Source organism: uncultured Albimonas sp., from assembly GCF_963977235.1.
GTDB lineage: Bacteria > Pseudomonadota > Alphaproteobacteria > Rhodobacterales > Rhodobacteraceae > Albimonas.
On sequence record NZ_CAXBOD010000044.1, the window covers coordinates 1 to 24,641 of the forward strand.

Consider the following 24,641-nt stretch of genomic DNA (forward strand, 5'->3'; position numbering starts at 1 on the left):
CCGGAGAACAGGCGCGGGGCTTGTTCTTGGGTGAGTCAGGAGCCCGCCGGAGGCTGTCGCCCCTCACTCCGGGCGCTCCATCCCATCCGGCGCAACGCAGCCAAGCCCGCCCGCAGGGCGCCTGCAGACCGCTCGTTGCCGATTGCCCGGACTGCGGCGGGCGGCAACCGAACGCCCGCCGCCCGTTCCCTCCGCCGCCCCGGAGCCGGCTTCAGCCCAGCGCGGAGCGCAGGGCCTCTTCGACCGCTTTCAGCGCCGCGGGGACGCCCTCGCCGTCGGGGCCGCCGGTCTGGGCCATCTCGGGACGACCGCCGCCGCCCTTGGCGCCGAGGCTGGGAGCCGCGGCGCGGACCAGAGTCACGGCGTCGACGCGGTCGGTGAAGGCGCGCGACACGCCGATCACGATCGAGCCCTTGCCCTCGGACTTCGCCGCCATCGCCGCCACGCCGGGGGCCTGGGCCAGCAGTTCGTCGACCGCGGACTTCATCTCCTTGGGCGAGAGCCCCTCGACCTCGCGCAGGGTCAGGGCCACGTCGCCGATCATCTCGACCTGCGCCGCGCCGCCGCCGGTGGCGAGCTTCTTCTTGGCCTCGGCCAGGTCGCGCTCGAGCCCGCGGCGCTCGGCCGAGAGCGCCTCGATGCGGCCGACGATCTCGTCGGGGGTGGCGCTGAGGGCCGAGGCGGCCTTCGACACGATCCCGGACTGGCGGGCGACGTAGGCCTCGGCGGCCTCGTGGGCCACGGCCTCGATCCGGCGCACGCCCGCCGCGGCGCCTTCCTCGCGCAGGACCTTGAGGAAGCCGATCTGGCCGGTGTTGCGCACATGGGTGCCGCCGCAGAGCTCGATCGACCAGGGGTGGTTCTCGCCCTGATCGGTGCCGCCCATCGAGACCACGCGGACCTCGTCGCCGTATTTCTCGCCAAACAGCGCGCGCGCGCCGGACTGGCGGGCCTCGTCGATGGGCATGACCCGGGTCTCGACCGGGGTGCAGGCGCGGATGCGGGCGTTCACCTCGCGCTCGACGTCGGCCAGCTCCTCGGCCGAGATCGGGCCGCCGTGGGAGATGTCGAAGCGCAGCCGGTCGGGGGCCACCAGCGAGCCCTTCTGGGAGATGTGGTCGCCGAGCCGCCGGCGCAGGGCCTCGTGCAGCAGGTGGGTCGCCGAGTGGTGCGCGCACAGCGCCTCGCGCCGGTCGCGGGCGACCTGCAGCGTCGCGCTCTCGCCGGCCGAGACCACGTGCGCGTCGTCCGAAACGATCCGGCAGCTGTGCACATAGACCCCGTCGGCGCGCTTCTGGGTGTCGAGCACCTCGAGCTTCACGCCCTTGCCGGTCGTCGCCTCGCCGCGGTCGCCCTGCTGGCCGCCCTGTTCGGCGTAGAACGGAGTCTGGTTGAACACCGCCTCGAACGGCTCGGTCCCGGAGACCGACTCCACTTCCTCTCCCTCGCGGACCAGCGCCACCAGGGTCGCGCCGGCGCGGGTGTCGGCGAAGCCCAGGAACTCGGTCGGGCCGACGCGGTCGCGGATGTCGTACCAGACCTTCAGCGCGCCGACGTCGCCGGTGCCCGACCACGAGGCGCGGGCCTTGGCCTTCTGCTCGGCCATGGCGGCGTCGTAACCCGCCTGGTCCACCTCCCGCTCGCGCCCGCGCAGGATGTCGGCGGTGAGGTCGAGCGGGAAGCCGTAGGTGTCGTAGAGCTTGAAGGCGGTGTCGCCGGGCAGGGGGGCGCCCTCTTCCAGGCCCTCGATCTCGGCGTCGAGCAGCTTCAGGCCGCGGTCGAGCGTGGCCTTGAAGCGCAGCTCCTCGGCGCGGAGCGTCTCCTTGATCAGGCCCTCGGCCTCGCGCAGCTCGGTGTAGTGGCCGCCCATCAGGTCGATCAGGGCGGGCGCCAGCCGGTGCATCAGCGGGTCCCTGGCGCCCAGCAGGTGCGCGTGGCGCATGCCGCGGCGCATGATCCGCCGCAGCACATAGCCGCGACCCTCGTTGGAGGGCAGCACGCCCTCGGCGATCAGGAACGACGCGCAGCGCAGGTGGTCGGCGATCACCCGATGCGAGGTCTGCATCTCGCCGTCCGCGGCCTGGCCGGTCAGGTCGGCCGAGGCCCCGATGATCGGCATGAACAGGTCGGTGTCGTAGTTGTTGTGCTTGCCCTGCAGGATCGTGGTGACCCGCTCGAGCCCCATGCCGGTGTCGATCGAGGGTTTGGGCAAGGGCGTCGAGGACCCGTCGGCGTGGGTGTCGAACTGCATGAAGACGAGGTTCCAGAACTCGATGAACCGGTCGCCGTCCTCCTGCGGGGAGCCCGGAGGGCCGCCCCAGACCTCGGGGCCGTGGTCGTAGAACAGCTCCGAGCACGGGCCGTTGGGGCCGGTGTCGCCCATCCGCCACCAGTTGTCGTCGGAGTTGATGCGGATGATGCGCTCGTCGGGCAGGCCCGCGATCTTCTTCCACAGCTCCGCCGCCTCGTCGTCGGTCGCATGGACGGTGACGAGGATCTTTTCCTTGGGCAGGCCGAAGACCTGGGTGGAGACGGTCCAGGCCTGCTCGATGGCGACGTCCTTGAAATAGTCGCCGAAGGAGAAGTTGCCCAGCATCTCGAAGAAGGTGTGGTGGCGGGCGGTGTAGCCGACGTTGTCGAGGTCGTTGTGCTTGCCCCCCGCGCGGACCGACTTCTGCGAGGTGGTGGCGCGGGAATAGGGGCGCGTCTCGAGCCCGGTGAACACGTCCTTGAACTGGACCATGCCCGAGTTGGTGAACATCAGGGTGGGATCGTTGCGCGGCACGATGGGCGAGGAGGGCACGGCCTTGTGGTCGCGGCTCTCGAAGAAGCCCAGGAAGTCGGACCGGATCTGGTTGCCGGAAATCATGCGTGTCGCGCTCCGTATCGTGTCGCGGCGGTCTCGTCGGTCGGGCGCAGGACTGCGCGCGCGGATGTGTAGGGCGGGGGGGGCTTAGGGGCAAGAGGGGCAGGCGGGGAGGAGGCGCCCTGCGGGCGGGCTTTGACCTGGGAGGGGCGTTGTCACCAGGAGCGTCGGCGGCGCGTCTGTGGCTTATGCCGAGGACGCTCCTGACTCACCAGAGAACAGGGGGGCGCGCCTCTGATCGGCATCAGCGAGAGACGGCTCCGGAGAACAGGCGCTTGGCGCCCGGGGCGGGCGTTGCGCCGTGGCCTGTGGCGGGCGGGGGGCGTGAGAGGGAGGCCGGGCGCGCCGCGGGGCGGGGTCGCGGCGCGCCTGGGAGAGTCAGCGGTGGAGGACGACGGGCAGGTCTTCGTAGCCGAGCACGAAGTTGGAGGTGACGCGCTCGGGCGGGCCCGTGACCTCGACGCGCGAGAAGCGCTTGAGGATCTCCTCCCAGACCAGGCGCAGCTGCATCTCGGCCACCCGGTTGCCCATGCAGCGGTGCACGCCGGCGCCGAAGGCGACGTGGTTGCGCGCGTTCTTGCGGGCGATGTCGAAGTCGTCGGCCTCGGCGAACTTGGCCTCGTCGCGGTTGCCCGAGACGTACCACATGATCACCTTGTCGCCCTCGCGGATCGTGTGGCCGTCGAGCTCCACGTCCTCGAGCGCCGTGCGGCGCATGTAGGCGAGCGGCGTCTGCCAGCGGATGATCTCGGAGACCATGTTGGGGATCAGCGAGGGGTCGGCGGTCAGCCTGTCATACTGCTCGGGGTGGCGGTTCAGCGCCAGCACCCCGCCCGAGATCGAGTTGCGGGTGGTGTCGTTGCCCCCCACGATCAGCAGCATCAGGTTGCCCAGCAGCGTGAACGGATCGTCGGCGAAATCCTTCGTGTCCGGGTGCTGGGCCATCAGCGAGATGAAGTCCATCGCCGGCGGGCCGTCCTTGCGGGCCTCCCACAGGCCCTGGAAGGCCGACAGGCACTCCATCAGGATCTTGCGGCGCTCCATCTCGTCGAGGCTGTTGTTGCCCATGCCGGGGTTCGAGGTCACCACGTCCGACCAGAACGGCAGCTTGTGACGCTCCTCCCACGGGAAGTCGAAGAGGGTGGCGAGCATCTGGGTGGTGATCTCGATCGAGACCCGCTCGACCCAGTTGAACTCCTCGCCCACCGGCAGGTCGTCGAGCACCGAGGCGATGCGGCCCCGCATCAGCGCCTCGAGGTCGCCCAGCCGGTTGGGGGCGACGGCGGGCATCGCGGGCTTGCGCCACTTGGGATGCACCGGCGCGTCCTCGGAGATGAAGCTGCGCGGGTTGAACTGGGGATTGCGCTCGCCCAGCGAGATGCCGCCCAGCGAGGAGAAGCGGCGGTGGTCGGTGTCGACCTTCATGATCTGCTCGTAGGAGGAGATCGACCAGTAGGGGCCGAACTCGCTCTCGCGGCACAGGTGCACCGGGGCCTCGCGGCGCAGGCGCGCGAAGAACGGGCGGTGGACGTCGGCGGCGAACCGCTCGGGCCGCGAGACGTCGAAGTCCTCGAGCGGCGTGGTGCGCGCCTCCTCCTCCGCGGCGGCGAGCGCCTCGTCGGTCATCTTCAGCATGGCATCCTCCCTGGCGCCTGGCGGCCGGCTGCGCGCCGGCTCGTTGTGCTTGGTGGGCGCAGGATACACCGGGAGTGACGTTCGCGGAAACGATTGTGTCCGGCGTTTTCGCGTGACGCAGCGGCAGGCGGGGCGGAGCTTCGCGTCAGGCGCGAGTTGCAGGCCGGGCTCCGCCGCGTCATCCTGGGGCGGGGCCGTCCTCGACCGGGCCCCGGCCTGAGAGGGAGAGGGGCGATGACCGACGCCGCCGAGGATCCGGCCCCGGCCGCAGCGACGCCAGCGCGCGGACCGCGGGGCGACGCGCCTCGCCCCGCGGTCTTCGAGGATTTCGCCCTGCTGGGGGGCGGGCCCTATCACGACCTGCACCGGATGCTCGCGCGGGTGCACGAGCGGGCCGCGACCGCGCCCGCGCGGGCGGCGCTGCTGGCGGCGATCTGCTGGGGGGGGGGCGCTGCTGCTGTCGCTGCTCGCGGGGACCGCCTGGGGGCCGCTCGAGGCGCATCCCTACCTGCTCGACCCCTCGCCCTGGACGCGGTTCCTGCTGCTCGTGGCGATCTTCACCCTGGCCGAGCGGAGCGTGGACCTGCGCCTCGACGACATCGTCGAGCGGTTCACGGACTCGCCGCTGGTGGCGCGGCGGGACATGCCGGAGATGGCCGCGCGCCTCGCCGAGGCGCTGCGTCGCCGCGATTCCCGTGTCGCAGAGCTGGTCACCGCCGCGATCGCCCTGGGGCTGGGGGTGTTCACCCTGGTCAACACGACCTCGCCCGAGGGGGGAGCATGGTATGCGCGGCCCGCGACCGAGGGCGGGGGGGCGACGGTCGCGGGGATCTGGGCGGCGCTGGTCTCGGTGACGGTCTTCGCCTTTCTGGTGCTGCGCTGGCTGCGGGCGCTGGTGATCTGGGGGCTGCTGCTGCGCCGGGTGGCGGGGCTGGAGCTGCGGCTGAGCCTGTTTCATCCCGACGGCTACGGGGGCCTCGGCTTCCTGGGGCGCTATCCGAACGTTTTCGCCCTCCACGTCTTTGCGATCTCCTGCGTGCTGGGGGCGGCGCTGATGCGTCAGGTGCTGGCCGGAACCGCCGAGCCGACGGTGTTCGTGGCGGTGATGGGGAGCTGGCTGGCGGTGGTCATGGCGTTGTTCGGGCTTCCGCTGCTGGCGTTCTTCCCGCCGCTCTCGGCGCTGAAGAAGACGGCGATGGAGGCGGCCTCGGCGCTGGCCACCCATCACGGGCGCGAGGACGAGCGCAAGGTGCTGGGCGACAACTGCGCGGCCCCCGGCGCGGCGGACGAGGTGGACGGGGCGCCGGATCCGGGCAAGCTCTACGCCGCGGCCAGGAAGCTGGGCACGCTGCCTTTCGCGCGCGCCGCCCTGGTTCCGATCGGCGCGGCGGCGCTGCTGCCGCTCGCCGCCGCGGGCGCGGCGGAGCTGCCGCTCGAGGAGGTGTTCAAGGTCGCCAAGAAGCTGCTGCTGCTTTAGGCGGGCGCCCGGGCGACGCCCGGCGCCGCCGGGCTCACTCGGGCAGGGAGACCGTGGCGGCCAGACCCTTTGCGCCGGGGATCACCACCAGCAGGCGCAGCGGGCCCGCGCCGGTGTTGACGCCCGAATGCGCGACCTCCTGCGCCTCGATCAGGGCCTCGCCCTTGCGGTAGGTGCGCACCGTTCCGGCGTCGTCGCGGTAGGTGACGGTGATCTCGCCCTCCAGCACCCAGGCGAACATCGGTCCGGGGTGGCGGTGCAGGCCGGTGTTCTGGCCCGGACGCATCGTCACGATCGCGGCGTTGAGCTGCGCCTCGCCCTCGGGCCAGGCGATCGGCGCGCCGAGCACGTCGGTCGAGGCGCTCAGCAGCGACTGCAGCGGCGGATAGGAGTCCTCCGCGGCGAGCGGCGCCGCGACCAGCGCCAGCAGAACGCCGCCGGCAAGGCGGGAAGCAACGAGAACGGGGCAGGCGCGCATTCGGCATCTCCGGAAGGGGGCGTGACCTCGGACGAGGGCGCGGCCGATCCTAGGCACGCCGGGGACGCCGCGTCACGCGCGGACGCGCCCCATGGCCCTCCCGCGCCTCGGCGCCGCCCCGCTTTCACGCCCCGCGCGACCCTGCGTCCGCTCTTGCAAGCGTTTCGATTCCGCGCGACCGTGTGCGTCGCAGCGAGGTCCCGACCCCGCCCCGGCGGCCAGGGCGCCCGGGGGGAGCCGGACCCGAGGGTCTCGCGCATACCGACAGGAGGGCCGCTCGCGGCCCGCGAGGCAAAGGAAAAACCACGAATGATCCGCACCCTTCTCGCAGCGGCCTCCGCGCTCGCGCTCGGCGCCGTGGCCGCCCAGGCGGAGCTCAAGCCCGCGGTGATCTACGATCACGGCGGCAAGTTCGACAAATCCTTCAACGAGGCCGCCTACACCGGCGCCGAGAAGTTCAAGGCCGACACCGGGGTCGAATACTCCGAGTTCGAGATCCAGAACGACGCCCAGCGCGAGCAGGCCCTGCGCCGCTTCGCCCAGCGCGGCGCGGATCCGATCGTGGCCATCGGCTTCTCCTTCGCCGCGGCGCTCGAGAAGGTGGCGCCCGAGTTCCCCGACAGCCACTTCGCCATCGTCGACATGGTCGTCGACCAGCCCAACGTCCGCTCGATCGTGTTCAAGGAGGAGGAGGGCTCCTACCTCGTGGGCATCATGGCGGCCATGGCCTCCGAGACCGGCAAGGTCGGCTTCATCGGCGGCATGGACATCCCCCTGATCCGCAAGTTCGAATGCGGCTACAAGGGCGGCGTCGCCTCGATCGAGGGCGCTGAGGTCGTGGCCAACATGACCGGCACCACCCCGGCCGCGTGGAACGATCCCGCGCGGGGCACCGAGCTTGCCAAGTCGCAGTTCTCCTCGGGCGCGGACGTGGTCTATCACGCCGCGGGCGGCACGGGCATCGGCGTGATCCAGGCCGCCGCCGACGAGGGCAAGCTGGCCATCGGCGTGGACTCCAACCAGAACGGCCTGGCGCCGGGCTCGGTCCTGACCTCGATGCTCAAGCGCGTCGACGTGGCGGTCTACGAGACCTTCATGGACGTCAAGGACGACAACTGGTCGGCGGGCTTCGAGGTCTTCGGCCTGGCCGAAGACGGCGTCGGCGTGGCCATGGACGAGCACAACGCCGGGCTCGTGTCCGACGAGATGAAGGCCGCGGTCGAAGAGGCCCGGGCCGCGATCATCTCGGGCGAGGTGAGCGTGCACGACTACATGTCCGACAGCGCCTGCCCCTACTGAGCGGCGCGCCCAACACGAGGGCCGGCGGGGCGCGCGCCCGCCGGCCGTCCTCGCGACGATCTGCGCAGTTCCGGAATCTCCCCATGAACGCTGGCCCGAGGCGCCCGCGCGCCCCCCGCGTCTTCGCCCCCGCGAGTCCCCTGGTCGCGCGCGCCCGCCGCCGCCCGTCCCGCGCGCTCTGCGCCGGCGCGCTGGCGCTGGCAGCCCTGACCCTGGGCGGACAGGCCCATGCCGAGCCCGCGGTGATCTATTCCACCGGCGGAAAGTTCGACAAGAGCTTCAACGAAGGCGCCTGGACCGGCGCCAAGGCCTGGGCCGAGGAAACCGGCGAGAGCTTCGCCGAGTTCCAGATCGAGAACGCCTCCCAGTCCGAGCAGGCGCTGCGCACCTTCGCGCGCAACGGCAAGGACCCGATCGTGGCCATCGGCTTCAACCACGCGGCCGCGCTCGCCAAGGTCGCGCCCGAATACCCCGACGCGCATTTCGCCATCGTCGACATGGTGGTCTCGGGCGGCAACATCCGCTCGGTCGTCTACCGCGAGCATGAGGGCGGGTTCCTGGTCGGGATGCTCGGCGCCATGGCCTCGCAGTCGGGCAAGCTGGGCTTCGTGGGCGGCATGGACATCCCCCTGATCCGCAAGTTCGCCTGCGGCTACATCCAGGGCGCCCGCGCGGCCGATCCCACGGTCGAGGTGCTGGTCAACTACACCGGCGACACCCCCGCGGCCTGGTCCGATCCGGTCCGCGGCGCCGAGATCGCCCGCACCCAGATCGAGCAGGGCGCCGACGTGGTCATGCAGGCCGCCGGCGGCACCGGCATCGGCGTCCTCCAGGCCGCCGCCGACGCGGGCGTGCTGGGCATCGGCACCGACTCCAACCAGAACGGCCTGCACCCGGGCCAGGTCCTGACCTCGATGCTCAAGAAGGTCGACGTCGCGGTCCGCGAGACCTTCGGCGCCGGGCCCGAGGGGTTCGAGCCGGGCGTGGTCAGCCTCGGCATCGCCGAGGGCGGCATCGCCTGGGCGCTCGACGACCACAACCGCGACCTGATCACGCCCGAGATGCAGACGGCCGCCGACGAGGCCGCCGCCCTGATCGCGAGCGGCGAGATCAAGGTCCACGACAGCACCGTGGACGGACCTTGCCCGGTCGAGTGACCGGGCCAGGTCCCGACGAACGACGCGACCCCCCGGCCACCCGGCCGGGGCAGGGGAGGGAGGTCCGCGGATGAGCGCCACGACCAGGCCAGGCGCGCCGGCGATCGAGCTGGTCGGCGTGAACAAGAGCTTCGGCCCCGTCCACGCCAACAAGGACATCGCCCTGAGGGTCGAGCCGGGCACCATCCACGGCATCATCGGCGAGAACGGCGCGGGCAAGTCCACGCTGATGTCGATCCTCTACGGCTTCTACCAGGCCGACTCGGGCGACATCTTCGTGGGCGGGCGCAAGGTCTCGATCCCCGACAGCCAGGCCGCCATCAGTCTCGGCATCGGCATGGTCCACCAGCACTTCATGCTGGTCGAGCCGTTCACCGTGCTCGAGAACGTGATGCTGGGGGCCGAGGGGGGCGCGCTGCTGAACCGAGGCCGGGCCGCCGCGCGGCGCGAGCTGGTGGCGCTCGAGAAGGAATACCAGCTCCGCGTCGACCCCGACGCCGTGGTGGGCGACCTTCCCGTCGGCCAGCAGCAGCGGGTCGAGATCCTCAAGGCCCTCTACCGCGGGGCCGAGATCCTGATCCTGGACGAGCCCACCGGCGTGCTGACGCCGGACGAGGCGGACCAGCTGTTCCGCATCCTCGCCCAGCTCAAGGCGCAGGGGAAGACGATCATCCTGATCACCCACAAGCTGCGCGAGATCATGGCCGCGACCGACAGCTGCTCGGTGATGCGCCAGGGGGAGATGGTCGCCACCCGCGCCACCGCCGAGACCTCGGTCGAGGAGCTCGCCGAGCTGATGGTCGGCCGCCGCGTCCTGCTGCGCGTCGAGAAGGGCCCCGCGGCCCCCGGCGAGGTGCGCCTGAAGGTCGACCGCGCGCAGGTGATCGACGGCATGGGGGTCGAGCGTCTGCGCGGCGTCTCCTTCGAGGTGCGCGCGGGCGAGATCGTGGGCGTGGCGGGCGTCGCCGGCAACGGCCAGTCCGAGCTGCTGGAGGCGATCGCGGGGATCCGTCCCGTCACCTCGGGCGGCATCGAGGTCTGCGGCGACGCGCGCACCGTGGCCGATCCCGCCGAGCTGCGCCGCATGGGCCTCGCCCACGTCCCCGAGGACCGCCACCGCATGGGCCTCGTGACCGCCTTCCAGGCCAAGGAGAACGTGATCCTGGGCTATCACATGCAGGACCGCTATTCGCCGGGCCTGTTCCTCGACCGCTCCGCGATCCGCGCGGCCTGCGAGCAGCACATGCGCGATTTCGACGTGCGCCCGCCGAACCCGGACCTGAAGACGGCGAATTTCTCGGGCGGCAACCAGCAGAAGATCGTGCTGGCGCGCGAGATCGAGCAGGACCCCCAGGTCCTGATCGTCGGCCAGCCCACCCGCGGCGTCGACGTCGGCGCCATCGAGGCCATCCACCGCCGCCTGATCGAGCTCCGCGACGCCGGCAAGGCCATCCTCCTGGTCTCGGTCGAGCTCGACGAGATCCGGGCGCTCTCGGACCGCATCCTGGTGATGTTCGACGGCCGGGTGATGGGGGAGCTGTCGGAGGGGGCGGACGAGCGCGAGATCGGGTTGCTGATGAGCGGCGTCGAGCAGGAGGACGCGGCGTGAATAATTCTTGTGCCATTTCACAGCTCGACACTCGCCTACAATTCGGCTCGGCGCAGAGCAATGAACGCTGTGCGAGCAACGCCTGCTAGGGAGACATTATAGTGCTGGACTTCGCGCGGCTGGCAGCAGGTATTGGTGTCGTTGGTGCTTCTGTGTTGTTCGCTGCAACGATACCAGCGCACTCTTGGGTGGGCGTTCTCAAGGATAGTTTCGTTGGTTCGGATCTTGCAGTCATTGTGACCGACGAGGCCACAGGCGGGTGTTGGACGAACATTGCCGAGACAAGGTCGCACTTAATTTCGAAGCTAGAATCTCGCGGCCATAAGATCGTTTATGATAGAAACGAGGCAAAATTTAGATTTGATGTTAATGTATTGAGCGAACGTACTTCCGGAGATTTCTGCTACGGAGTTGTGGAGGTGCAGCTGTATCAGTTTTCATATGATCAGGACGGTTTTTTTTCAAAGACATACGGCTCTTCTGGCTCAATTTTTGTGCGTCCCAACAATGTGAACCTACTTGTGCTTGAGGTCATCGATAAGTTCGTTGCGGAGCTAGATGGGGAGGTTAAAGAATGAACGCCCAACTCCCCCGCTGGGTCGATCTCGGCCTGATCCCGCTCCTGAACCTCATCGTCGCCTTCCTGATCGCGGGCGGCGTCGTGATGCTGATCGGGGAGAACCCGGTGGAGGCGGTGGAGCATATCCTCTACGGGGCCTTCGGCTTCGGCGAGGGGATCGCCTTCACGCTGTTCTATGCGACGAATTTCATCTTCACCGGGCTCTGCGTCGCCGTGGCCTTCCACGCCTCGCTGTTCAACATCGGGGGCGAGGGGCAGGCCTATATCGGGGGGCTCGGCGTCGCGCTGGTGTGTCTGGCCTTCGACGCGATCCTGCCGTGGTGGATCATCGCGCCGCTGGCCATCGTCGCGGGCGCGGCCTTCGGGGCGGGGTGGGCCTTCGTGCCCGCCTACCTCCAGGCCAAGCGCGGCAGCCACATCGTGATCACCACGATCATGTTCAACTTCCTCGCCGCCTCGCTGATGGTCTACCTGCTGGTCAACGTCCTCAAGGTCGACGGCACCATGGCGCCCGAGAGCCGGACCTTCGAGGAGGCCGGGCGTCTGCCCAAGATCGGCTGGTTCATGGAGCTGTTCGGCCAGGACATCGGTGGGGCGCCGCTGAACCTGTCGTTCTTCCTCGCGCTGCTGTCGTGCGTGGGGGTCTGGGCGCTGATCTGGCGCACCCGGCTGGGCTATGAGATCCGCACCTTCGGCGCCAGCGCCACCGCCGCCGTCTATGCCGGCATCAACCCGGTGCGGATCACCGTGATCACGATGATGATCTCGGGCGGGCTGGCGGGCATGATGGCGCTCAACCCGGTGATGGGCGACCAGAACCGGCTGTTCCTCGAGCTTGCGGGCGGGGCCGGCTTCGTGGGCATCGCCGTGGCGCTGATGGGGCGCGCACATCCGGTCGGGGTGGCGCTGGCCGCCCTGCTGTTCGGGGTGCTCTACCAGGGCGGGGCGGAGCTGAGCTTCGAGATGCCCGCCATCACCCGCGACATGATCGTGGTGATCCAGGGGCTGGTGGTGCTGTTCGCCGGCGCGCTGGAGTTCATGTTCCGCCCCGTGGTGGCGCGATTCTTCGCCAGACGGCCCGAGGGCCGGGCGAAAGCGGGGGCGGCCTGATGTTTCTCGACGTCATCCTGATCCTCGACTCGACCGTGCGGCTCGCCACGCCGCTGCTGCTGACCGCTCTGGCGGGGCTCTACGCCGAGCGCTCGGGCGTCTTCGACATCGGGCTCGAGGGCAAGCTGCTGGCGGCGGCCTTTGCGGCGGCGGCGACGGCGGCGGTCACCGGCTCGCCCTGGCTGGGGGCGGTGATGGGGATGGTCGTGGCCATCGTCTTCGCGCTGATCCACGGCGCGGCCTGCATCACCTTTCGCGGCAACCAGATCGTCTCGGGCGTGGCGATCAACTTTCTTGCCGCCGGGCTGACCGTGCTGCTGGGGCAGGCGTGGTTCCAGCAGGGCGGGCGCACCCCTCCGCTGATGGGCGAGGGGCGGTTCGAGACCATCACCTTCCCCTTCGCCGAGACCCTGCGCGACGTCCCCGTGATCGGGCCGATCTATTCCGAGCTGCTCTCGGGCCACTACCTGCTGGTCTACGTGGCGTTCCTGGCCGCGCCGTTCAGCTGGTGGGTCCTCTACCGGACCCGCTTCGGCCTGCGGCTGCGGGCGGTGGGCGAGAACCCGGCGGCGGTGGACACGGCCGGGATCTCGGTCGCGGGGCTGCGCTACATGGCGATGGTCTGCGCGGGGATCCTGTGCGGGCTGGCGGGGAGCTATCTCGCCATCGCGCAGTCGGCGGGGTTCGTGAAGGACATGAGCGCGGGCAAGGGCTTCATTGCGCTCGCCGCGCTGATCTTCTCGAAGTGGCGCCCCGTTCAGGTGATGGCGACCTGCCTGCTGTTCGGGTTCCTCGACGCCGCCGCGATCCGGTTGCAGGGCAAGGAGCTGCCGCTGATCGGCGAGGCGCCGGTTCAGTTGATCCAGGCTTTGCCCTATATTCTGACGGTGGTGCTGCTGGCGGGCTTCATCGGCAAGGCGATCCCGCCCAAGGCCGGCGGCACGCCCTACGTGAAGGAGCGGTGATGGCCTTTCCCCCCGATCCGGGTCTGCGAGAGATGGACCTCGTGATCCTGCGCCACTGCGAGAAATCGGGCGAGGGCCTGTGCGATCCGCTGACCGAGAAGGGCGCGGCCGACGCCGTGACCCTGGCGAAACGGCTCGAAGGCGAGGGCATCGACGCGATCTTCGCCTCCCCCTACCGCCGCAGCCAGGAGACGATCGCCCCCTTCGCGAAGGCCGCGGGCCTGGAGATCGTCGTCGACGGACGGCTGCAGGAGTGGCAGATCTCGCCGACCGCGCTGAAGGACATGAAGGATCATGCGCCCAGGATGGTGGGCGACCGCCACTACCGCGCGCCCTGGTCGGAGACGATGGACGAGGTCTGGGCCCGGCTTGTCCCCGCGCTGGAGGCGATCCGCGCCTCGGGCGCGAAGAAGCCGGCGCTCGCCTGCCATTTCGGCGTGCTCTCGATCGCCATGACCCATCTCTCGGACAGCTTCGGGCCGCAGCACTGGAAACTGATCAACCAGCCCACGGCGGTGCACGCGCATCGGGGCGAGTGGAAGATCCTGGAGCTCGAGGGGGTCGCGCCCGCGCGGCTCCACGTCTGAGGGCGCGCGCATGACCGGACCCGAGGATCTGTTCCGCGCGGCGCTGACCGCCCGCGCCAAGGCCTATGCGCCGTTCTCGAATTTCGCCGTGGGGGTGGCGCTGCGCACCGCCTCCGGGGCGATCCACTCTGGCGCCAACATCGAGAACCAGTCCTTCCCCGAGGGCTGGTGCGCCGAGACCACCGCCATCGGCCACATGATCATGGCCGCCCGCACGCCCCAGGACCGGGTGATCACCGAGGTGGTGGTGGCCGGCGAGCTCTCGACCCCGCTGACCCCCTGCGGCGGCTGCCGCCAGCGGCTGGCCGAGTTCGGGCGCCCCGACACCGTGGTCCACTCGGCCAATGCCGAGGGCATCCGCGCAAGCTGGACGCTGGCCGAGCTGCTGCCGGCAGGCTTTGCGATGGACGGCGAGGACTAGGCCGGCGGCCTTGCGCGGGGGGCGACGGCGCGCCCGCGCCCGGCACGCCTCCCGCCCGCCCACCCCGGCGCGCCGGGCGCGGTCGCGCCTTCCTCCGGCCTGGCGCGGGGTGCAGGCCGCAGGGCCACGCGTTCCGTCAAGCGCGAGCGGAGCTGCGGCGGCGTGAGCGCGGCTCGGCCCCCGGGTTCGCCGCGCGTCTCCATCCGCGATTGCACTGGCGCGCCGGCTGGGCGAAGCCTAGATGCCACGGGACCGGCCCGCCGGGCCCCGCACAGCCGTCGCGCAAGCAAGGAGCGTCCATGACCGCCGCCGCCGACATCATCCGCGACCGGGCCGGGCGCGCCCCGGTTCGCCTCGGCCTCGTGCTCGGCTCCGGCCTCGGCGCGCTGGCAGACGATCTCGAGGACGCCACCGCCTTCCCCTTCGAGGAGCTGCCGGGGTTCCCGGTTTCGGGCGTCTCGGGCCACGCGGGCGCGCTGGTGATCGGGGAGCTGGAAAGCGTGCGCGTGGCGCTCCTGTCGGGCCGCGCCCACTACTACGAGAAGGGCGAGGCCGCGGTGATGCGCCCGGCGCTCGAGACGGTGAAGGCGCTGGGCGCGGACACGCTGCTGCTGACCAACTCGGCGGGCTCGCTGCGCGACGAGATGCCCCCGGGCGCCCTGATGAGCCTGATGGATCACATGTCGATCTCGGGCCTCAACCCGCTGATCGGCGAGGCGACCGACGACCGGTTCGTCAACATGGTCGACGCCTACGCCCCCCACCTGCGCGCCCGCCTGAAAGCCGCCGACGAGCACCTCAACGAGGGCGTCTACGCCTGGTTCTCCGGCCCCAGCTTCGAGACCCCGGCCGAGATCCGCGCCGCCCGCGTGCTGGGCGCCGACGCGGTGGGGATGTCGACCGTGCCCGAGACGATCCTCGCGCGGTTCCTCGGGCTCGAGGTCGCCGCGGTCTCGGTGATCACCAACTACGGGGCGGGGATGACGGGCAAGCCGCTGTCCCACGCCGAAACGAAATCGGAGGCCGCCAAGGCCCAGGTCCGCTTCCGCGCCCTGGTCCGCGCCTTCGTGCGGAGCTTCGCATGACCGACCTTCTCGCCGAACAGGACGCCGCCCGCCTCGCGCTGCGCTGCCTCGACCTGACCAACCTCAACGACGACTGCGACGACGCGGCGATCCGGGCGCTGGCCGAGCGGGCGGTGACCCGGTTCGGCTCGGTCTCGGCGCTGTGCGTGTGGCCGCGCTTTGCCCGACTGGCGCGCGACCTCGCGGCGCCCGACGTGAAGATCGCCACCGTGGTGGTCTTCCCCTCCGGCGAGGCCACCGACGAGGAGGCGATGGAGGAGACGCGCGCCGCCCTCTTTGAAGGCGCCGACGAGATCGACATGGTGATCCCCTACCGCGACCTGATGGAGGGTCGCGACGCTTCGGTCCGCTCGCGCGTCGAGCGCGTCAAGCGGTCCGCCGGCGAGGCGCCGGTCAAGGCGATCCTCGAGACCGGGGTGCTGGCAAGCGCCCGGATGATGCGCCGGGCGGCCGACGCGGCCATCGAGGGGGGCGCGGACTTTCTCAAGACCTCGACGGGCAAGGTGCCGGTGAACGCCACCCTCTCGGCGGCCGAGATCCTGCTGACCGCAATCTCGACGGCCGACCGCCCCGTCGGCTTCAAGGCCGCCGGCGGCATCCGCACCACCGCCGAGGCCTGGGCCTATCTCGAGATGGCCGACAGGATCGTGGGCGAGGGCTGGGCGAGCCCCCAGACCTTCCGCTTCGGCGCCTCGGGCCTGCTCGACAGCCTGATCGCGACGCTCAATGGCGCCGCCCCCGTGACGGCCGCCGAGGGCTACTGATGCTGCCCCAGGAAGTGATCCTCAAGAAGCGCGCCGGCCAGGCGCTGGACCCCGACGAGATCCGCTTCTTCGTCGAGGGGCTGACCTCGGGCGCCGTCTCCGAGGGGCAGGTGGCGGCGCTGGCCATGGCCGTCTATTTCCAGGGCATGACCCTGCCCGAGCGGGTGGTCCTGACCGAAGCGATGCGGGACTCGGGCGAGGTCCTGAAATGGGATCTGCCGGGGCCGGTGGCCGACAAGCACTCGACCGGCGGCGTGGGCGACAACGTCTCGCTGATGCTGGCGCCGGCGCTGGCGGCCTGCGGGGTCTACGTGCCTATGATTTCGGGGCGGGGGCTGGGCCACACCGGCGGCACGCTCGACAAGCTCGCCTCGATCCCCGGTTACGACGTGGCCCCGGGGGCGGACGCGCTCGAGCGGGTGGTGCGCGAAGTCGGCTGCGCCGTGATCGGCCAGACCGCCGAGATCGCGCCCGCCGACAAGCGCTTCTACGGCATCCGCGACGTGACCGGCACGGTCGAGAGCCTGGACCTGATCACCGCCTCGATCCTGTCGAAGAAGCTCGCGGCCGGGCTCGACGCGCTGGTGCTCGACGTCAAGTGCGGCTCGGGCGCCTTCATGGGCACGCGCGCGGAGGCCGAGGCGCTGGCGCGCTCCCTGGTCGGCGTCGCCAACGGGGCGGGATGCAGGACCTCGGCGCTGGTGACCGACATGGATGAGCCGCTGGCCTCGGCCTGCGGCAACGCGCTGGAAGTCGCCAACGCCGTGCGCTTCCTGACCGGGGCCGAGGTCGACCCGCGCCTGTGGGACGTGACCGTGGCGCTCGGCGGGGAACTGCTGGCCCTGACCGGCATCGCCGCCAATGCCGAGGACGGGCAGGCGCGCCTGTCGCGCGTGCTCGAGAACGGCCGCGCGGCCGAGACGTTCGCGCGCATGGTCTCGGCGCTTGGCGGGCCCAACGATTTTGTCGAGAGCTTCTCGCTGCATCTCGACGATGCGCCCGTGGTCCTCGACATCCCCCCGCCCGCCGAGGGGATCGTGCAGGCGGTCAACGGCCGCGCGCTCGGCAACGCGGTGGTCGAGCTGGGCGGCGGCCGGCGCAAGCCGGAAGACGCGATCGACCCCGCGGTGGGACTCTCGGACTGCGCGCCGATCGGAGCGGTGGTCGACGGCGACTTCCCGCTCGCGCGCGTCCACGCCCGCAGCCACGACGACGCCCGCCGCGCGGCTGCGCGCGTCATCGCCGCCTACACCGTGGGCGAAGGCGCGCCCGAGATCCCCGACGCGATCCTCGGCCGCATCGGCCCCCAGGACGTGCAGGGGGACGCGTGATGGCGCGCGCTTTCCTGTTCGTGATGGACTCGGTGGGCGTCGGCGGCGCGCCGGACGCCGCCGACTTCGGGGACGAGGGGTCGAACACGCTCGGCCATATCGCGCGCGAATGCGCCGAGGGGCGGGCCGATCAGGGCCGCGCCGGCCCGCTGTCGCTGCCCAACCTCTGCGCGCTGGGCCTGGGCGAGGCCGCCGCGCTCGCCTCGGGCGCCGTGCCGCCGGGGCTCAGCCTCGCCCCCGAGGCGACCTTCGCCGCGGGGCAGGAGGTCTCGGCCGGCAAGGACACCATCACCGGCCACTGGGAGCTGGCCGGCGCCCCCCTTTCGCAGGACTGGCACTACTTCCCCGACACGCGCCCCGCCTTCCCCGGCGCGCTGGTCGAGCGGCTGATCGAGGCGGGCCGCCTGCCGGGCATCCTGGGCGACGAGCACGCCTCGGGCACCGAGATCATCGCCCGGCTGGGCGAGGAGAGCGTCGCGACCGGGCGCCCCATCGTCTACACCTCCGCCGACAGCGTGCTGCAGATCGCCGCCCACGAGGAGGTCTTCGGGCTGGAGCGCCTGCAGGCGCTGTGCGCCGAGGCCCGCGCGATCCTCGACGACATGGGCCTGCGGGTGGGCCGGGTCATCGCTCGTCCCTTCGTCGGCGAGGGCGCCGACAGCTTCCGACGCACCGCCAACCGCCACGACTACGCCGTGCCCCCGCCCGAGCCGACGCTGTGCGACCGCGTGGTCGAGGCGGGCGGGCGCACGGTGGGGGTCGGCAAGATCCAGGACATCTTCGCGGGGCAGGGGGTGCCGGAAAGCCTCAAGGGCCCCGACGACATGGCCCTGTTCACGCTCGCCTGCGGGGCGATCCGCGACGCCGCCCCCGGCGACTTCGTCTTCGCCAATTTCGTGCAGTTCGACAGCGACTTCGGCCACCGCCGCGATCCCGCCGGCTACGCCCGCCACCTCGAGGCCTTCGACGCCCGCCTGCCGGAGGCGTTGAGGCTTCTTCGACCCGGCGACCTTCTGATGATCGTCGCCGACCATGGCAACGACCCCACCTGGACCGGCACCGACCACACGCGCGAGCGGGTTCCGGTGCTGTGCGCGGGTCCCGACCTCGCGCCCGGCGCCCACGGGATCGTGCGCTTTGCCGATGTGGCCGAGACGCTGGCCGCCCACCTGGGCCTCGCGCCCGGGCGGCACGGCGCATCGTTCCTCTAGCCCCGCACCACGGAAGAGTCCGAGATGACCGCCAAGATCGAACTTCACCTGCATATCGAGGGCGCCGCGCCCCCCGCGCTCGCCCGTGAGCTCGCGGCCCGCAAGGGCGTCGACACCTCCGGCATGTTCGCCGAGGGCGGCGGCTACGCCTGGACCGACTTCACCGACTTCCTGCGCGCCTACGACCGGGTCGCGGCCCTGTTCGCGACGCCCGAAGACCACCGCCAGCTCGCCGAGGCGGTGCTGCGCGAGTGCGCCGCCCACGGGGTGATCTACGCCGAGCTCGCGATCTCGTCCGACCACGTGGCCGAGGGCGATTCGGTCCGCTTCGCCGAATACCTCGCCGCGATCACGGAAGGCGCCGAGGCCGCGAGGGCCGCGACGGGGATCGAGGCGAATTTCATCGCCACCACCATCCGCCACCTCGGCCCCGACCGCGCCGTCCATGCGGCGCGCCTGGCGGTGGCCTGCGATCACCCGCGCGTGGTGGGGCTGGGGCTGGCGGGCGACGAGCGGGTGTTTCACCCCGCCGACTTCGCCCCCGCCTTCGAGATCGCGCGCGAGGGCGGCCTGAAGCTGACCGCCCATGCCGGAGAGGCCTGCGGAGCCGACAGCGTGCGCGCGGCGATGGACGCGCTGAAGCTCGACCGCGTGGACCACGGCGTGCGGGCGATCGAGGACCCGGCCCTGCTGGCCCGGATCCTCGACGAGCGGATCCACCTCGCGACCTGTCCCGGTTCGAACGTGGCGCTGGGGAGCTTTCCGGACTGGCGCTCGCATCCCATCGCGCCGTTCCGGGCGCTGGGGGTTTCGGCTTCGGTGTCGACCGACGACCCGCCGTTCTTCGCCACCGACATGGACCGCGAATACGTCGAGCTGACCGCGGCCTTCGGCTGGGGCGAGGCGGAGTTCGCCGCCATCGCCCGCGACGCGCTGGACGGGGCCTTCTGCGACGCCGGGACGAAAGCGGCGCTGGCGGCGAAGCTTTAGGGCAGGCGCCCATCGCGCGATCCGGGCGGCGCGGTCGCCGCGGCAGCTGGCTCCAGGACGCTCGAGTCTGTTGCCGGTTTGCAACCAGTTCGGCGCCAACGCGGACATAATTTCCGTGGCGTCAAAAATCCGGCCGATCAGAGCTGCCCCTGCGTCAGATTGGTGTCTAGTTCGCCCCACGCTGATGGAACTCGAGGGGCTGCCATGAACACCGTATTCGCACTCGCCGTCGCCGGCGCGCTCGGGGCCGCGACGCCCTTCGCCGCCGCAGCGACGCCCGTCGTCGACTATTCGGGACTGAGCGTCAGCGCCGGCTCGAGCTCCCTGGGCGTCGTCGGCGGCGTGCAGTTCGTGAACGCCACGACCTTCGACGTGGGCCTGGTGGAGATCCTCCTCGGCGGGTCGGATCCCGGCGACACCATGACCCTGTCGATCGTCGCGTTCGACGGCGGCATCGGCGACGTGTCCGGCTCCCTGGTGATGGGGTCGGTGAGCGGGGTGGTCTCCTCCGGCCTCGACTACAACTCCTTCGCGAAGGCGGCGAGCGCCGATTTCTCCTCGCTGTCGCTCACCCTCTCTGCCGGCGCCACCTATGGCATCGTGGCCTCGGACGTCTCGAACGTCGTCAAGAGCGTGCGGGCCGGGAGCCTGGCGGGGAACCCGCACGCGACGGTCGGGGCGATCTACAGCGGAGACGCCTCCCTGCTGAACTACACCTTCAACCAGTACTACGAGACCCCGTTCCGCATCTCGGCCGCCTCGGTCGGCGCCGTGCCGGTCCCCGCGGCGGCGCCGCTGCTCGCGGTCGGTCTGGGCGCGCTGGCGCTGGTCCGTCGGCGGCGCGGAACGCCGGCCGCCTGACGCGCGGGGGCCGGGGCGGGGCGGGGCGGGGACGTCTGGAATGCGGGGCCGGGCGGGGACGCCTGGAATGCAGGGCCGGGCGGGGACGCCTGGAATGCGGGGCGGGGCGGGGACGTCTGGAATGGACGCTCCCCGCCGGTGCTGGCAGAAGGGGGCAAGTCCCTCCGCAAGAGCCCGCGCCCCAGGAGCCCTCCATGTCCGAGCATCTCACCATCGTCGATCACCCGCTGGTGCAGCACAAGCTGACCCTGATGCGGGAGAAGACGACCTCGACCGCCTCGTTCCGCCAGCTGCTGCGCGAGATCAGCCTGCTGCTGGGCTACGAGGCGATGAAGGACCTGCCCGTGACCGAGCGGCTCATCGAGACCCCGATGACCGAGATGCGCGCCCCGGTCCTGGCCGGCAAGAAGCTGGCGCTGGTCTCGATCCTGCGGGCGGGCAACGGGCTGCTCGACGGGATTCTCGAGCTTGCGCCCGCCGCGCGGGTGGGCTTCGTGGGCCTCTACCGCGACGAGGCGACGCTCAAGCCCGTGCAATACTACTGCAAGGTGCCCGCGGATCTGGCCGACCGGCCGGTGCTGGTGGTGGACCCGATGCTGGCGACGGGCAACTCCTCGGCCGCCGCGGTCGATCTGCTCAAGGAGCGCGGGGCCCACGACATCCGCTTCCTGTGCCTGCTCGCCGCCCCCGAGGGCGTGGCCCGGATGAAGGAGGCGCATCCCGACGTGCGCATCGTCACCGCCGCGCTGGACGAGAAGCTCAACGACAAGGGCTATATCGTGCCGGGCCTGGGCGACGCAGGCGACCGGATGTTCGGCACCAAGTGAGGGCCCGCGCCCGTCCCGGGCCCTGACCGGCGATCAGGCTTCCCCGACCTGCGGTTCGGGCGCCCGCCGGCCCCGCCGGCGCGCAACTGTTTCAGGGCGCGAGGATTTCCGGGCCGACGCAATCGCAGAGCAGATGCGTGAAATTTGCAGCGACGCCGGATTCGGCCCGTCCGCGGGTCTGGCGTCCAACGCCCCGGCGCCGTAAGAGAATCGACAGCGTTCGAATGTTTCGCGGCCACAGAGCCGCGCCGCCGACCGCGACCGGATTGGGAGACCCGGCCGCAGCCCCGTCGACGGAGGACCCGAACGCGTTCTGGGAGGTGTGACCCGTCGCGGCCCGCGGCGGTTCCAAGGGAGGACATCGCCGGTGAGCACTTCGCCCGCGCCGAACGGCGCGCTCGACACGTTTCCGAAGCTCCTCGACCACAACGCCCGCAGCCGCGGCGACCGTCCGGCCGCGCGCGAGAAGATGTACGGCATCTGGCAGTCGTGGTCCTGGTCGGAGCTGCGCGAGGAGGCTCGGGCGCTGGCCATGGGCCTGGCGGGCCTTGGCCTGCAGCCGGGCGAGCGGGTGGCCATCGTGGGCAAGAACCGCCCGCAGCTCTACTGGTCGATGGTCTCGTGCCAGATGTGCGGGGCGATCCCGGTCCCGGTCTATTCCGACGCCGCCGCCGACGAGATGGCCTATGTGCTCGACCACTCCGGCGCCGTGTTCGCCATCGTCGAGGATCAGGAGCAGGTCGACAAGCTCCTGCAGGTGATCGAGCTCGAGAAGGCGCCGTCCCTGCGCCAGATGATCTATCTCGACCCCCGCGGCCTGCGCAAATACGACCACCGCGTCCTGCACCCGCTGAGCGAGGTGGTCCAGGCCGGCCGCGACGCCGCGACCGAGGCGGGCCCCAGGATCGACGCGGTCTGCGCCGCCCAGACCGGCGCCGACACCTGCGTGATGCTCTACACCTCGGGCACGACCGGGCGCTCGAAAGGGGTGGTGCTGTCCAACGACAACATCATCCTCACCGCCCGCGCCACGGTCGACTTCGACAAGCTGGTCGAGACGGACAGCGTGCTCGCCTACCTGCCGATGGCCTGGGTGGGGGACTTCATCTTCTCGATGGGCCAGGCCTACGTGGCGGGCTTCTGCGTCTCCTGCCCCGAGAGCCCCGAGACGATGATGTCCGACCTCAAGGAGATCGGGCCGACCTATTTCTTCGCGCCCCCGCGGATCTTCGAGACGCTGCTGACCACCGTCTCGATCCGCATGGAGGACGCCAGCCCCTTCAAGAAGAAGCTCTACGACACCTACATGGCCCATGCCCGCAAGGTCGGCCCGGACATCCTGGACGGCAAGCCGGTGTCCTCGGGCGACAAGGCCAAGTACGCGCTGGGCGAGCTGCTGGTCTATGCGCCGCTGAAGAACGCGCTGGGACTTTCGAACGTGCGCGTGGGCTACACCGCGGGCGAGGCGATCGGGCCGGAGATCTTCCAGTTCTACCGCTCGCTCGGGATCAATCTCAAGCAGCTCTACGGGCAGACCGAGGCTTCGGTGTTCATCACCGTGCATCCCGACGGCGAGGTCCGCGCCGACACCGTCGGCGTGCCCGCTCCCGGCGTCGAGATCCAGGTCCGCGAGAGCGGCGAGATCTTCTACCGCTCCCCCGGCGTGTTCCAGGAATACTACAAGAACCCCGAGGCGACCGCCGACACCAAGGACGCGCAGGGCTGGGTCGCGACCGGCGACGCCGGCTTCTTCGAGGAAGGCACCGGCCACCTGCGCATCATCGACCGCGCCAAGGATGTCGGCAAGCTTGCGAACGGCGCGCTGTTCGCGCCCAAGTATGTGGAGAACAAGCTGAAGTTCTACCCCTCGGTCCTCGAGGCGGTGGTCTTCGGCGCCGACCGCGACCGCTGCGTGGCCTTCATCAACATCGACCTCTCGGCGGTGGGCAACTGGGCCGAGCGCAACAACATCTCCTACGCCTCCTACCAGGAGCTCGCGGGCCATCCCAAGGTCTACGACATGATCCAGGAGCATATGGAGGAGGTGAACGCCTCGCTCGCCCAGGACGACATGCTTTCGGGCTGCCAGGTGCATCGGTTCCTGGTGCTGCACAAGGAGCTCGACGCCGACGACGGCGAGATGACCCGCACCCGCAAGGTCCGCCGCCGCATCGTCGAGGAGCGCTACGCCCCCCTGATCGAGGCCCTCTACGACGGTTCGTCCGAGATCTTCGCCTCGGTCGAAGTGACCTACGAGGACGGGCGCAAGGGCGAGATCACGGCCACGCTGAAGATCCGCGACGCGAAGGTGTTCCCCTCGGCCGCCAAGGTCGCCGCCGAATGAGCCTTCGCCCGCCGTTCGCCCTCGGCGCCCCTGCGGGGCGCGGAGCGTCCGACCTGCGCCCCCACGGGGCGCGGGCGGACGTGGGCGGGCGCGCGGGCGCGCGGGCGGCCGCGGCGTCATGCCGGGCGATGCAAGGGTGTTTCACAACGCGGATCGGTGTAAACTTCTCGTTCACGATGTCCGGCGCACGCCCGGGCCCGCGCGCGGAGGATCGCTCCGCCGCGGCCTGCGCGCCCCGGGCGTCGGGTGTGCGTAAGCGGCGGGGTCTCCGTCGCCAGTATCGGAGTAACGAGATGCGCCCCGACCTTCTGGGATCCGCGCGCGTGGGCCTGCGCAGGCTGGCGCTCGCGCTTCCTCTCGCAGGCCTTGCCGCGCTGGCGCCGGCCGCGCCCGCCCTTGCCGGCGAGACCGAAGACGACTGGTACGAGTTCGCCTTCCATCGCTGCGCCGAGCCGATCATGCGCAACGCGGCCATCGTGACCGGCGACCTCGCCCCGATGGACCCGCTGGAGGCCAACCGCATCGATGTCCGCTCGAACGGCGTCGCCTGGCATGCGCCGGGCACGGTGCCGATCCTCGTGCACATGGAGCATGTGGCCGGCGCCGAGACCTACACGGGCTGCCGCGTGGCGTTTCCGATCAGCACCTCGACCACGGTTCCGATCAACATTCCCGAAGCCATCGCCAAGTTCGAGAGCTGGATCGAGAACAACACCGACAACCGCACGTTCCGCGACGTGGCCTGCTCCTTCGGGGACAACCGCATCTACGCGCGCAAGATCAAGACCCGCGGCGAGACCCGCAGCGGGGTGAACGTGTCCATCGCCATCGAGGCAGGCGCCAGCAACGCCTTCCTCTTCTTCGCCGCCGTCGAGGAACCCGTCGGCGTGGGCGAATGCATCAACAGCAGCGGCTGATCGGACGGGGAGGTCCATCGGCCGCTCGCGAAGGGAGGCGCGAGTGAGCATTCATGCAGCCGAGGCGGCGTCCGACGACGTCGCCTACGCCCGTCAGGAAGAGGCCCACGGCATCGAGCCGCGGCGC

Annotated in this window: 21 protein-coding genes; 18 read left to right on the forward strand and 3 right to left on the reverse strand. The window is 70.9% G+C overall.

The window, feature by feature from the left end; translation table 11 throughout:
- Positions 1–211 precede the first annotated feature (211 nt).
- Both alaS and AAC134_RS17290 read right to left on the reverse strand, forming a co-directional pair.
- Positions 212–2,869: an alanine--tRNA ligase gene (gene alaS / locus AAC134_RS17285; RefSeq protein ID WP_339950371.1), complete on the reverse strand. Its 2,658-nt coding sequence runs from the start codon at positions 2,867–2,869 to the stop codon at positions 212–214.
- A 375-nt stretch (positions 2,870–3,244) separates the two neighbouring features.
- Positions 3,245–4,501 carry a cytochrome P450 gene (locus tag AAC134_RS17290; protein WP_339950372.1) on the reverse strand — a complete coding sequence of 419 codons (1,257 nt, stop codon included), beginning with the start codon at positions 4,499–4,501 and terminating at the stop codon, positions 3,245–3,247.
- 547 nt (positions 4,502–5,048) lie between these two features.
- On the opposite strand from AAC134_RS17290, the gene AAC134_RS17295 reads away from it, so the two are divergent.
- A complete protein-coding gene (locus AAC134_RS17295; RefSeq protein ID WP_339950373.1) occupies positions 5,049–5,978 on the forward strand; it encodes a hypothetical protein in 930 nt (309 codons plus the stop codon).
- A 34-nt stretch (positions 5,979–6,012) separates the two neighbouring features.
- Here the strand turns inward: AAC134_RS17295 and AAC134_RS17300 are convergent, their stop codons facing one another.
- A complete protein-coding gene (locus AAC134_RS17300; protein ID WP_339950374.1) occupies positions 6,013–6,456 on the reverse strand; it encodes a cupin domain-containing protein in 444 nt (147 codons plus the stop codon).
- Between the two features lie 309 nt (positions 6,457–6,765).
- On the opposite strand from AAC134_RS17300, the gene AAC134_RS17305 reads away from it, so the two are divergent.
- The 17 genes from AAC134_RS17305 (at position 6,766) to AAC134_RS17385 (ending at position 24,514) form a co-directional block, all read left to right on the forward strand.
- Positions 6,766–7,755, forward strand: coding sequence for a BMP family ABC transporter substrate-binding protein (locus tag AAC134_RS17305; RefSeq protein WP_339950375.1), 990 nt, complete (start codon positions 6,766–6,768; stop codon positions 7,753–7,755).
- An 83-nt stretch (positions 7,756–7,838) separates the two neighbouring features.
- Entirely contained in the window at positions 7,839–8,912 is a 1,074-nt protein-coding gene (locus AAC134_RS17310; protein ID WP_339950376.1) for a BMP family ABC transporter substrate-binding protein, read from the forward strand.
- Positions 8,913–8,982: 70 nt separating this feature from the next.
- Positions 8,983–10,521 (forward strand): ABC transporter ATP-binding protein, encoded by a 1,539-nt coding sequence (locus AAC134_RS17315; RefSeq protein ID WP_339950377.1) that lies wholly within the window; start codon positions 8,983–8,985, stop codon positions 10,519–10,521.
- Between the two features lie 101 nt (positions 10,522–10,622).
- Complete coding sequence (locus AAC134_RS17320; protein WP_339950378.1) at positions 10,623–11,099, forward strand: hypothetical protein; 477 nt, start codon at positions 10,623–10,625, stop codon at positions 11,097–11,099.
- Positions 11,096–12,211 (forward strand): ABC transporter permease, encoded by a 1,116-nt coding sequence (locus AAC134_RS17325; RefSeq protein ID WP_339950379.1) that lies wholly within the window; start codon positions 11,096–11,098, stop codon positions 12,209–12,211. Before AAC134_RS17320 ends, AAC134_RS17325 begins: the two co-directional genes overlap by 4 nt.
- Positions 12,211–13,176 (forward strand): ABC transporter permease, encoded by a 966-nt coding sequence (locus AAC134_RS17330; protein ID WP_339950380.1) that lies wholly within the window; start codon positions 12,211–12,213, stop codon positions 13,174–13,176. The genes AAC134_RS17325 and AAC134_RS17330 overlap by 1 nt, the downstream gene beginning before the upstream one ends.
- Entirely contained in the window at positions 13,176–13,763 is a 588-nt protein-coding gene (locus AAC134_RS17335; protein ID WP_339950381.1) for a histidine phosphatase family protein, read from the forward strand. The genes AAC134_RS17330 and AAC134_RS17335 overlap by 1 nt, the downstream gene beginning before the upstream one ends.
- A gap of 10 nt (positions 13,764–13,773) precedes the next feature.
- Complete coding sequence (gene cdd, locus AAC134_RS17340) at positions 13,774–14,184, forward strand: cytidine deaminase (RefSeq protein ID WP_339950382.1); 411 nt, start codon at positions 13,774–13,776, stop codon at positions 14,182–14,184.
- A gap of 299 nt (positions 14,185–14,483) precedes the next feature.
- Complete coding sequence (locus AAC134_RS17345; RefSeq protein WP_339950383.1) at positions 14,484–15,269, forward strand: purine-nucleoside phosphorylase; 786 nt, start codon at positions 14,484–14,486, stop codon at positions 15,267–15,269.
- Entirely contained in the window at positions 15,266–16,033 is a 768-nt protein-coding gene (deoC, locus tag AAC134_RS17350; RefSeq protein WP_339950384.1) for a deoxyribose-phosphate aldolase, read from the forward strand. Before AAC134_RS17345 ends, deoC begins: the two co-directional genes overlap by 4 nt.
- The gene (gene deoA / locus AAC134_RS17355) at positions 16,033–17,364 is read left to right on the forward strand and encodes a thymidine phosphorylase (RefSeq protein ID WP_339950385.1); all 1,332 of its coding nucleotides are present in this window, start codon (positions 16,033–16,035) and stop codon (positions 17,362–17,364) included. Before deoC ends, deoA begins: the two co-directional genes overlap by 1 nt.
- The gene (locus AAC134_RS17360; protein ID WP_339950386.1) at positions 17,364–18,575 is read left to right on the forward strand and encodes a phosphopentomutase; all 1,212 of its coding nucleotides are present in this window, start codon (positions 17,364–17,366) and stop codon (positions 18,573–18,575) included. Before deoA ends, AAC134_RS17360 begins: the two co-directional genes overlap by 1 nt.
- Before the next feature lie 24 nt (positions 18,576–18,599).
- Positions 18,600–19,565 carry an adenosine deaminase gene (add, locus tag AAC134_RS17365; RefSeq protein ID WP_339950387.1) on the forward strand — a complete coding sequence of 322 codons (966 nt, stop codon included), beginning with the start codon at positions 18,600–18,602 and terminating at the stop codon, positions 19,563–19,565.
- Between the two features lie 204 nt (positions 19,566–19,769).
- Entirely contained in the window at positions 19,770–20,426 is a 657-nt protein-coding gene (locus tag AAC134_RS17370) for a VPLPA-CTERM sorting domain-containing protein (protein WP_339950388.1), read from the forward strand.
- 194 nt (positions 20,427–20,620) lie between these two features.
- The gene (upp, locus tag AAC134_RS17375) at positions 20,621–21,253 is read left to right on the forward strand and encodes a uracil phosphoribosyltransferase (protein ID WP_339950389.1); all 633 of its coding nucleotides are present in this window, start codon (positions 20,621–20,623) and stop codon (positions 21,251–21,253) included.
- 367 nt (positions 21,254–21,620) lie between these two features.
- On the forward strand, positions 21,621–23,597 hold the full coding sequence (locus tag AAC134_RS17380) for an AMP-binding protein (protein ID WP_339950390.1): 1,977 nt from the start codon (positions 21,621–21,623) through the stop codon (positions 23,595–23,597).
- A 293-nt stretch (positions 23,598–23,890) separates the two neighbouring features.
- Complete coding sequence (locus tag AAC134_RS17385; protein ID WP_339950391.1) at positions 23,891–24,514, forward strand: hypothetical protein; 624 nt, start codon at positions 23,891–23,893, stop codon at positions 24,512–24,514.
- Positions 24,515–24,641: the final 127 nt, after the last annotated feature.

Coding starts and splice junctions, on each gene's coding strand:
- alaS (WP_339950371.1), bottom strand. CDS start 2,869: ATGATTTCCGGCAACCAGATCCGGTCCGACTTCCTGGGCTTCTTCGAG.
- upp (WP_339950389.1), top strand. CDS start 20,621: ATGTCCGAGCATCTCACCATCGTCGATCACCCGCTGGTGCAGCACAAG.
- cdd (WP_339950382.1), top strand. CDS start 13,774: ATGACCGGACCCGAGGATCTGTTCCGCGCGGCGCTGACCGCCCGCGCC.
- AAC134_RS17315 (WP_339950377.1), top strand. CDS start 8,983: ATGAGCGCCACGACCAGGCCAGGCGCGCCGGCGATCGAGCTGGTCGGC.
- AAC134_RS17300 (WP_339950374.1), bottom strand. CDS start 6,456: ATGCGCGCCTGCCCCGTTCTCGTTGCTTCCCGCCTTGCCGGCGGCGTT.
- AAC134_RS17335 (WP_339950381.1), top strand. CDS start 13,176: ATGGCCTTTCCCCCCGATCCGGGTCTGCGAGAGATGGACCTCGTGATC.
- AAC134_RS17370 (WP_339950388.1), top strand. CDS start 19,770: ATGAACACCGTATTCGCACTCGCCGTCGCCGGCGCGCTCGGGGCCGCG.
- AAC134_RS17360 (WP_339950386.1), top strand. CDS start 17,364: ATGGCGCGCGCTTTCCTGTTCGTGATGGACTCGGTGGGCGTCGGCGGC.
- AAC134_RS17310 (WP_339950376.1), top strand. CDS start 7,839: ATGAACGCTGGCCCGAGGCGCCCGCGCGCCCCCCGCGTCTTCGCCCCC.
- deoA (WP_339950385.1), top strand. CDS start 16,033: ATGCTGCCCCAGGAAGTGATCCTCAAGAAGCGCGCCGGCCAGGCGCTG.
- deoC (WP_339950384.1), top strand. CDS start 15,266: ATGACCGACCTTCTCGCCGAACAGGACGCCGCCCGCCTCGCGCTGCGC.
- AAC134_RS17325 (WP_339950379.1), top strand. CDS start 11,096: ATGAACGCCCAACTCCCCCGCTGGGTCGATCTCGGCCTGATCCCGCTC.
- AAC134_RS17345 (WP_339950383.1), top strand. CDS start 14,484: ATGACCGCCGCCGCCGACATCATCCGCGACCGGGCCGGGCGCGCCCCG.
- AAC134_RS17290 (WP_339950372.1), bottom strand. CDS start 4,501: ATGCTGAAGATGACCGACGAGGCGCTCGCCGCCGCGGAGGAGGAGGCG.
- add (WP_339950387.1), top strand. CDS start 18,600: ATGACCGCCAAGATCGAACTTCACCTGCATATCGAGGGCGCCGCGCCC.
- AAC134_RS17385 (WP_339950391.1), top strand. CDS start 23,891: ATGCGCCCCGACCTTCTGGGATCCGCGCGCGTGGGCCTGCGCAGGCTG.
- AAC134_RS17330 (WP_339950380.1), top strand. CDS start 12,211: ATGTTTCTCGACGTCATCCTGATCCTCGACTCGACCGTGCGGCTCGCC.
- AAC134_RS17305 (WP_339950375.1), top strand. CDS start 6,766: ATGATCCGCACCCTTCTCGCAGCGGCCTCCGCGCTCGCGCTCGGCGCC.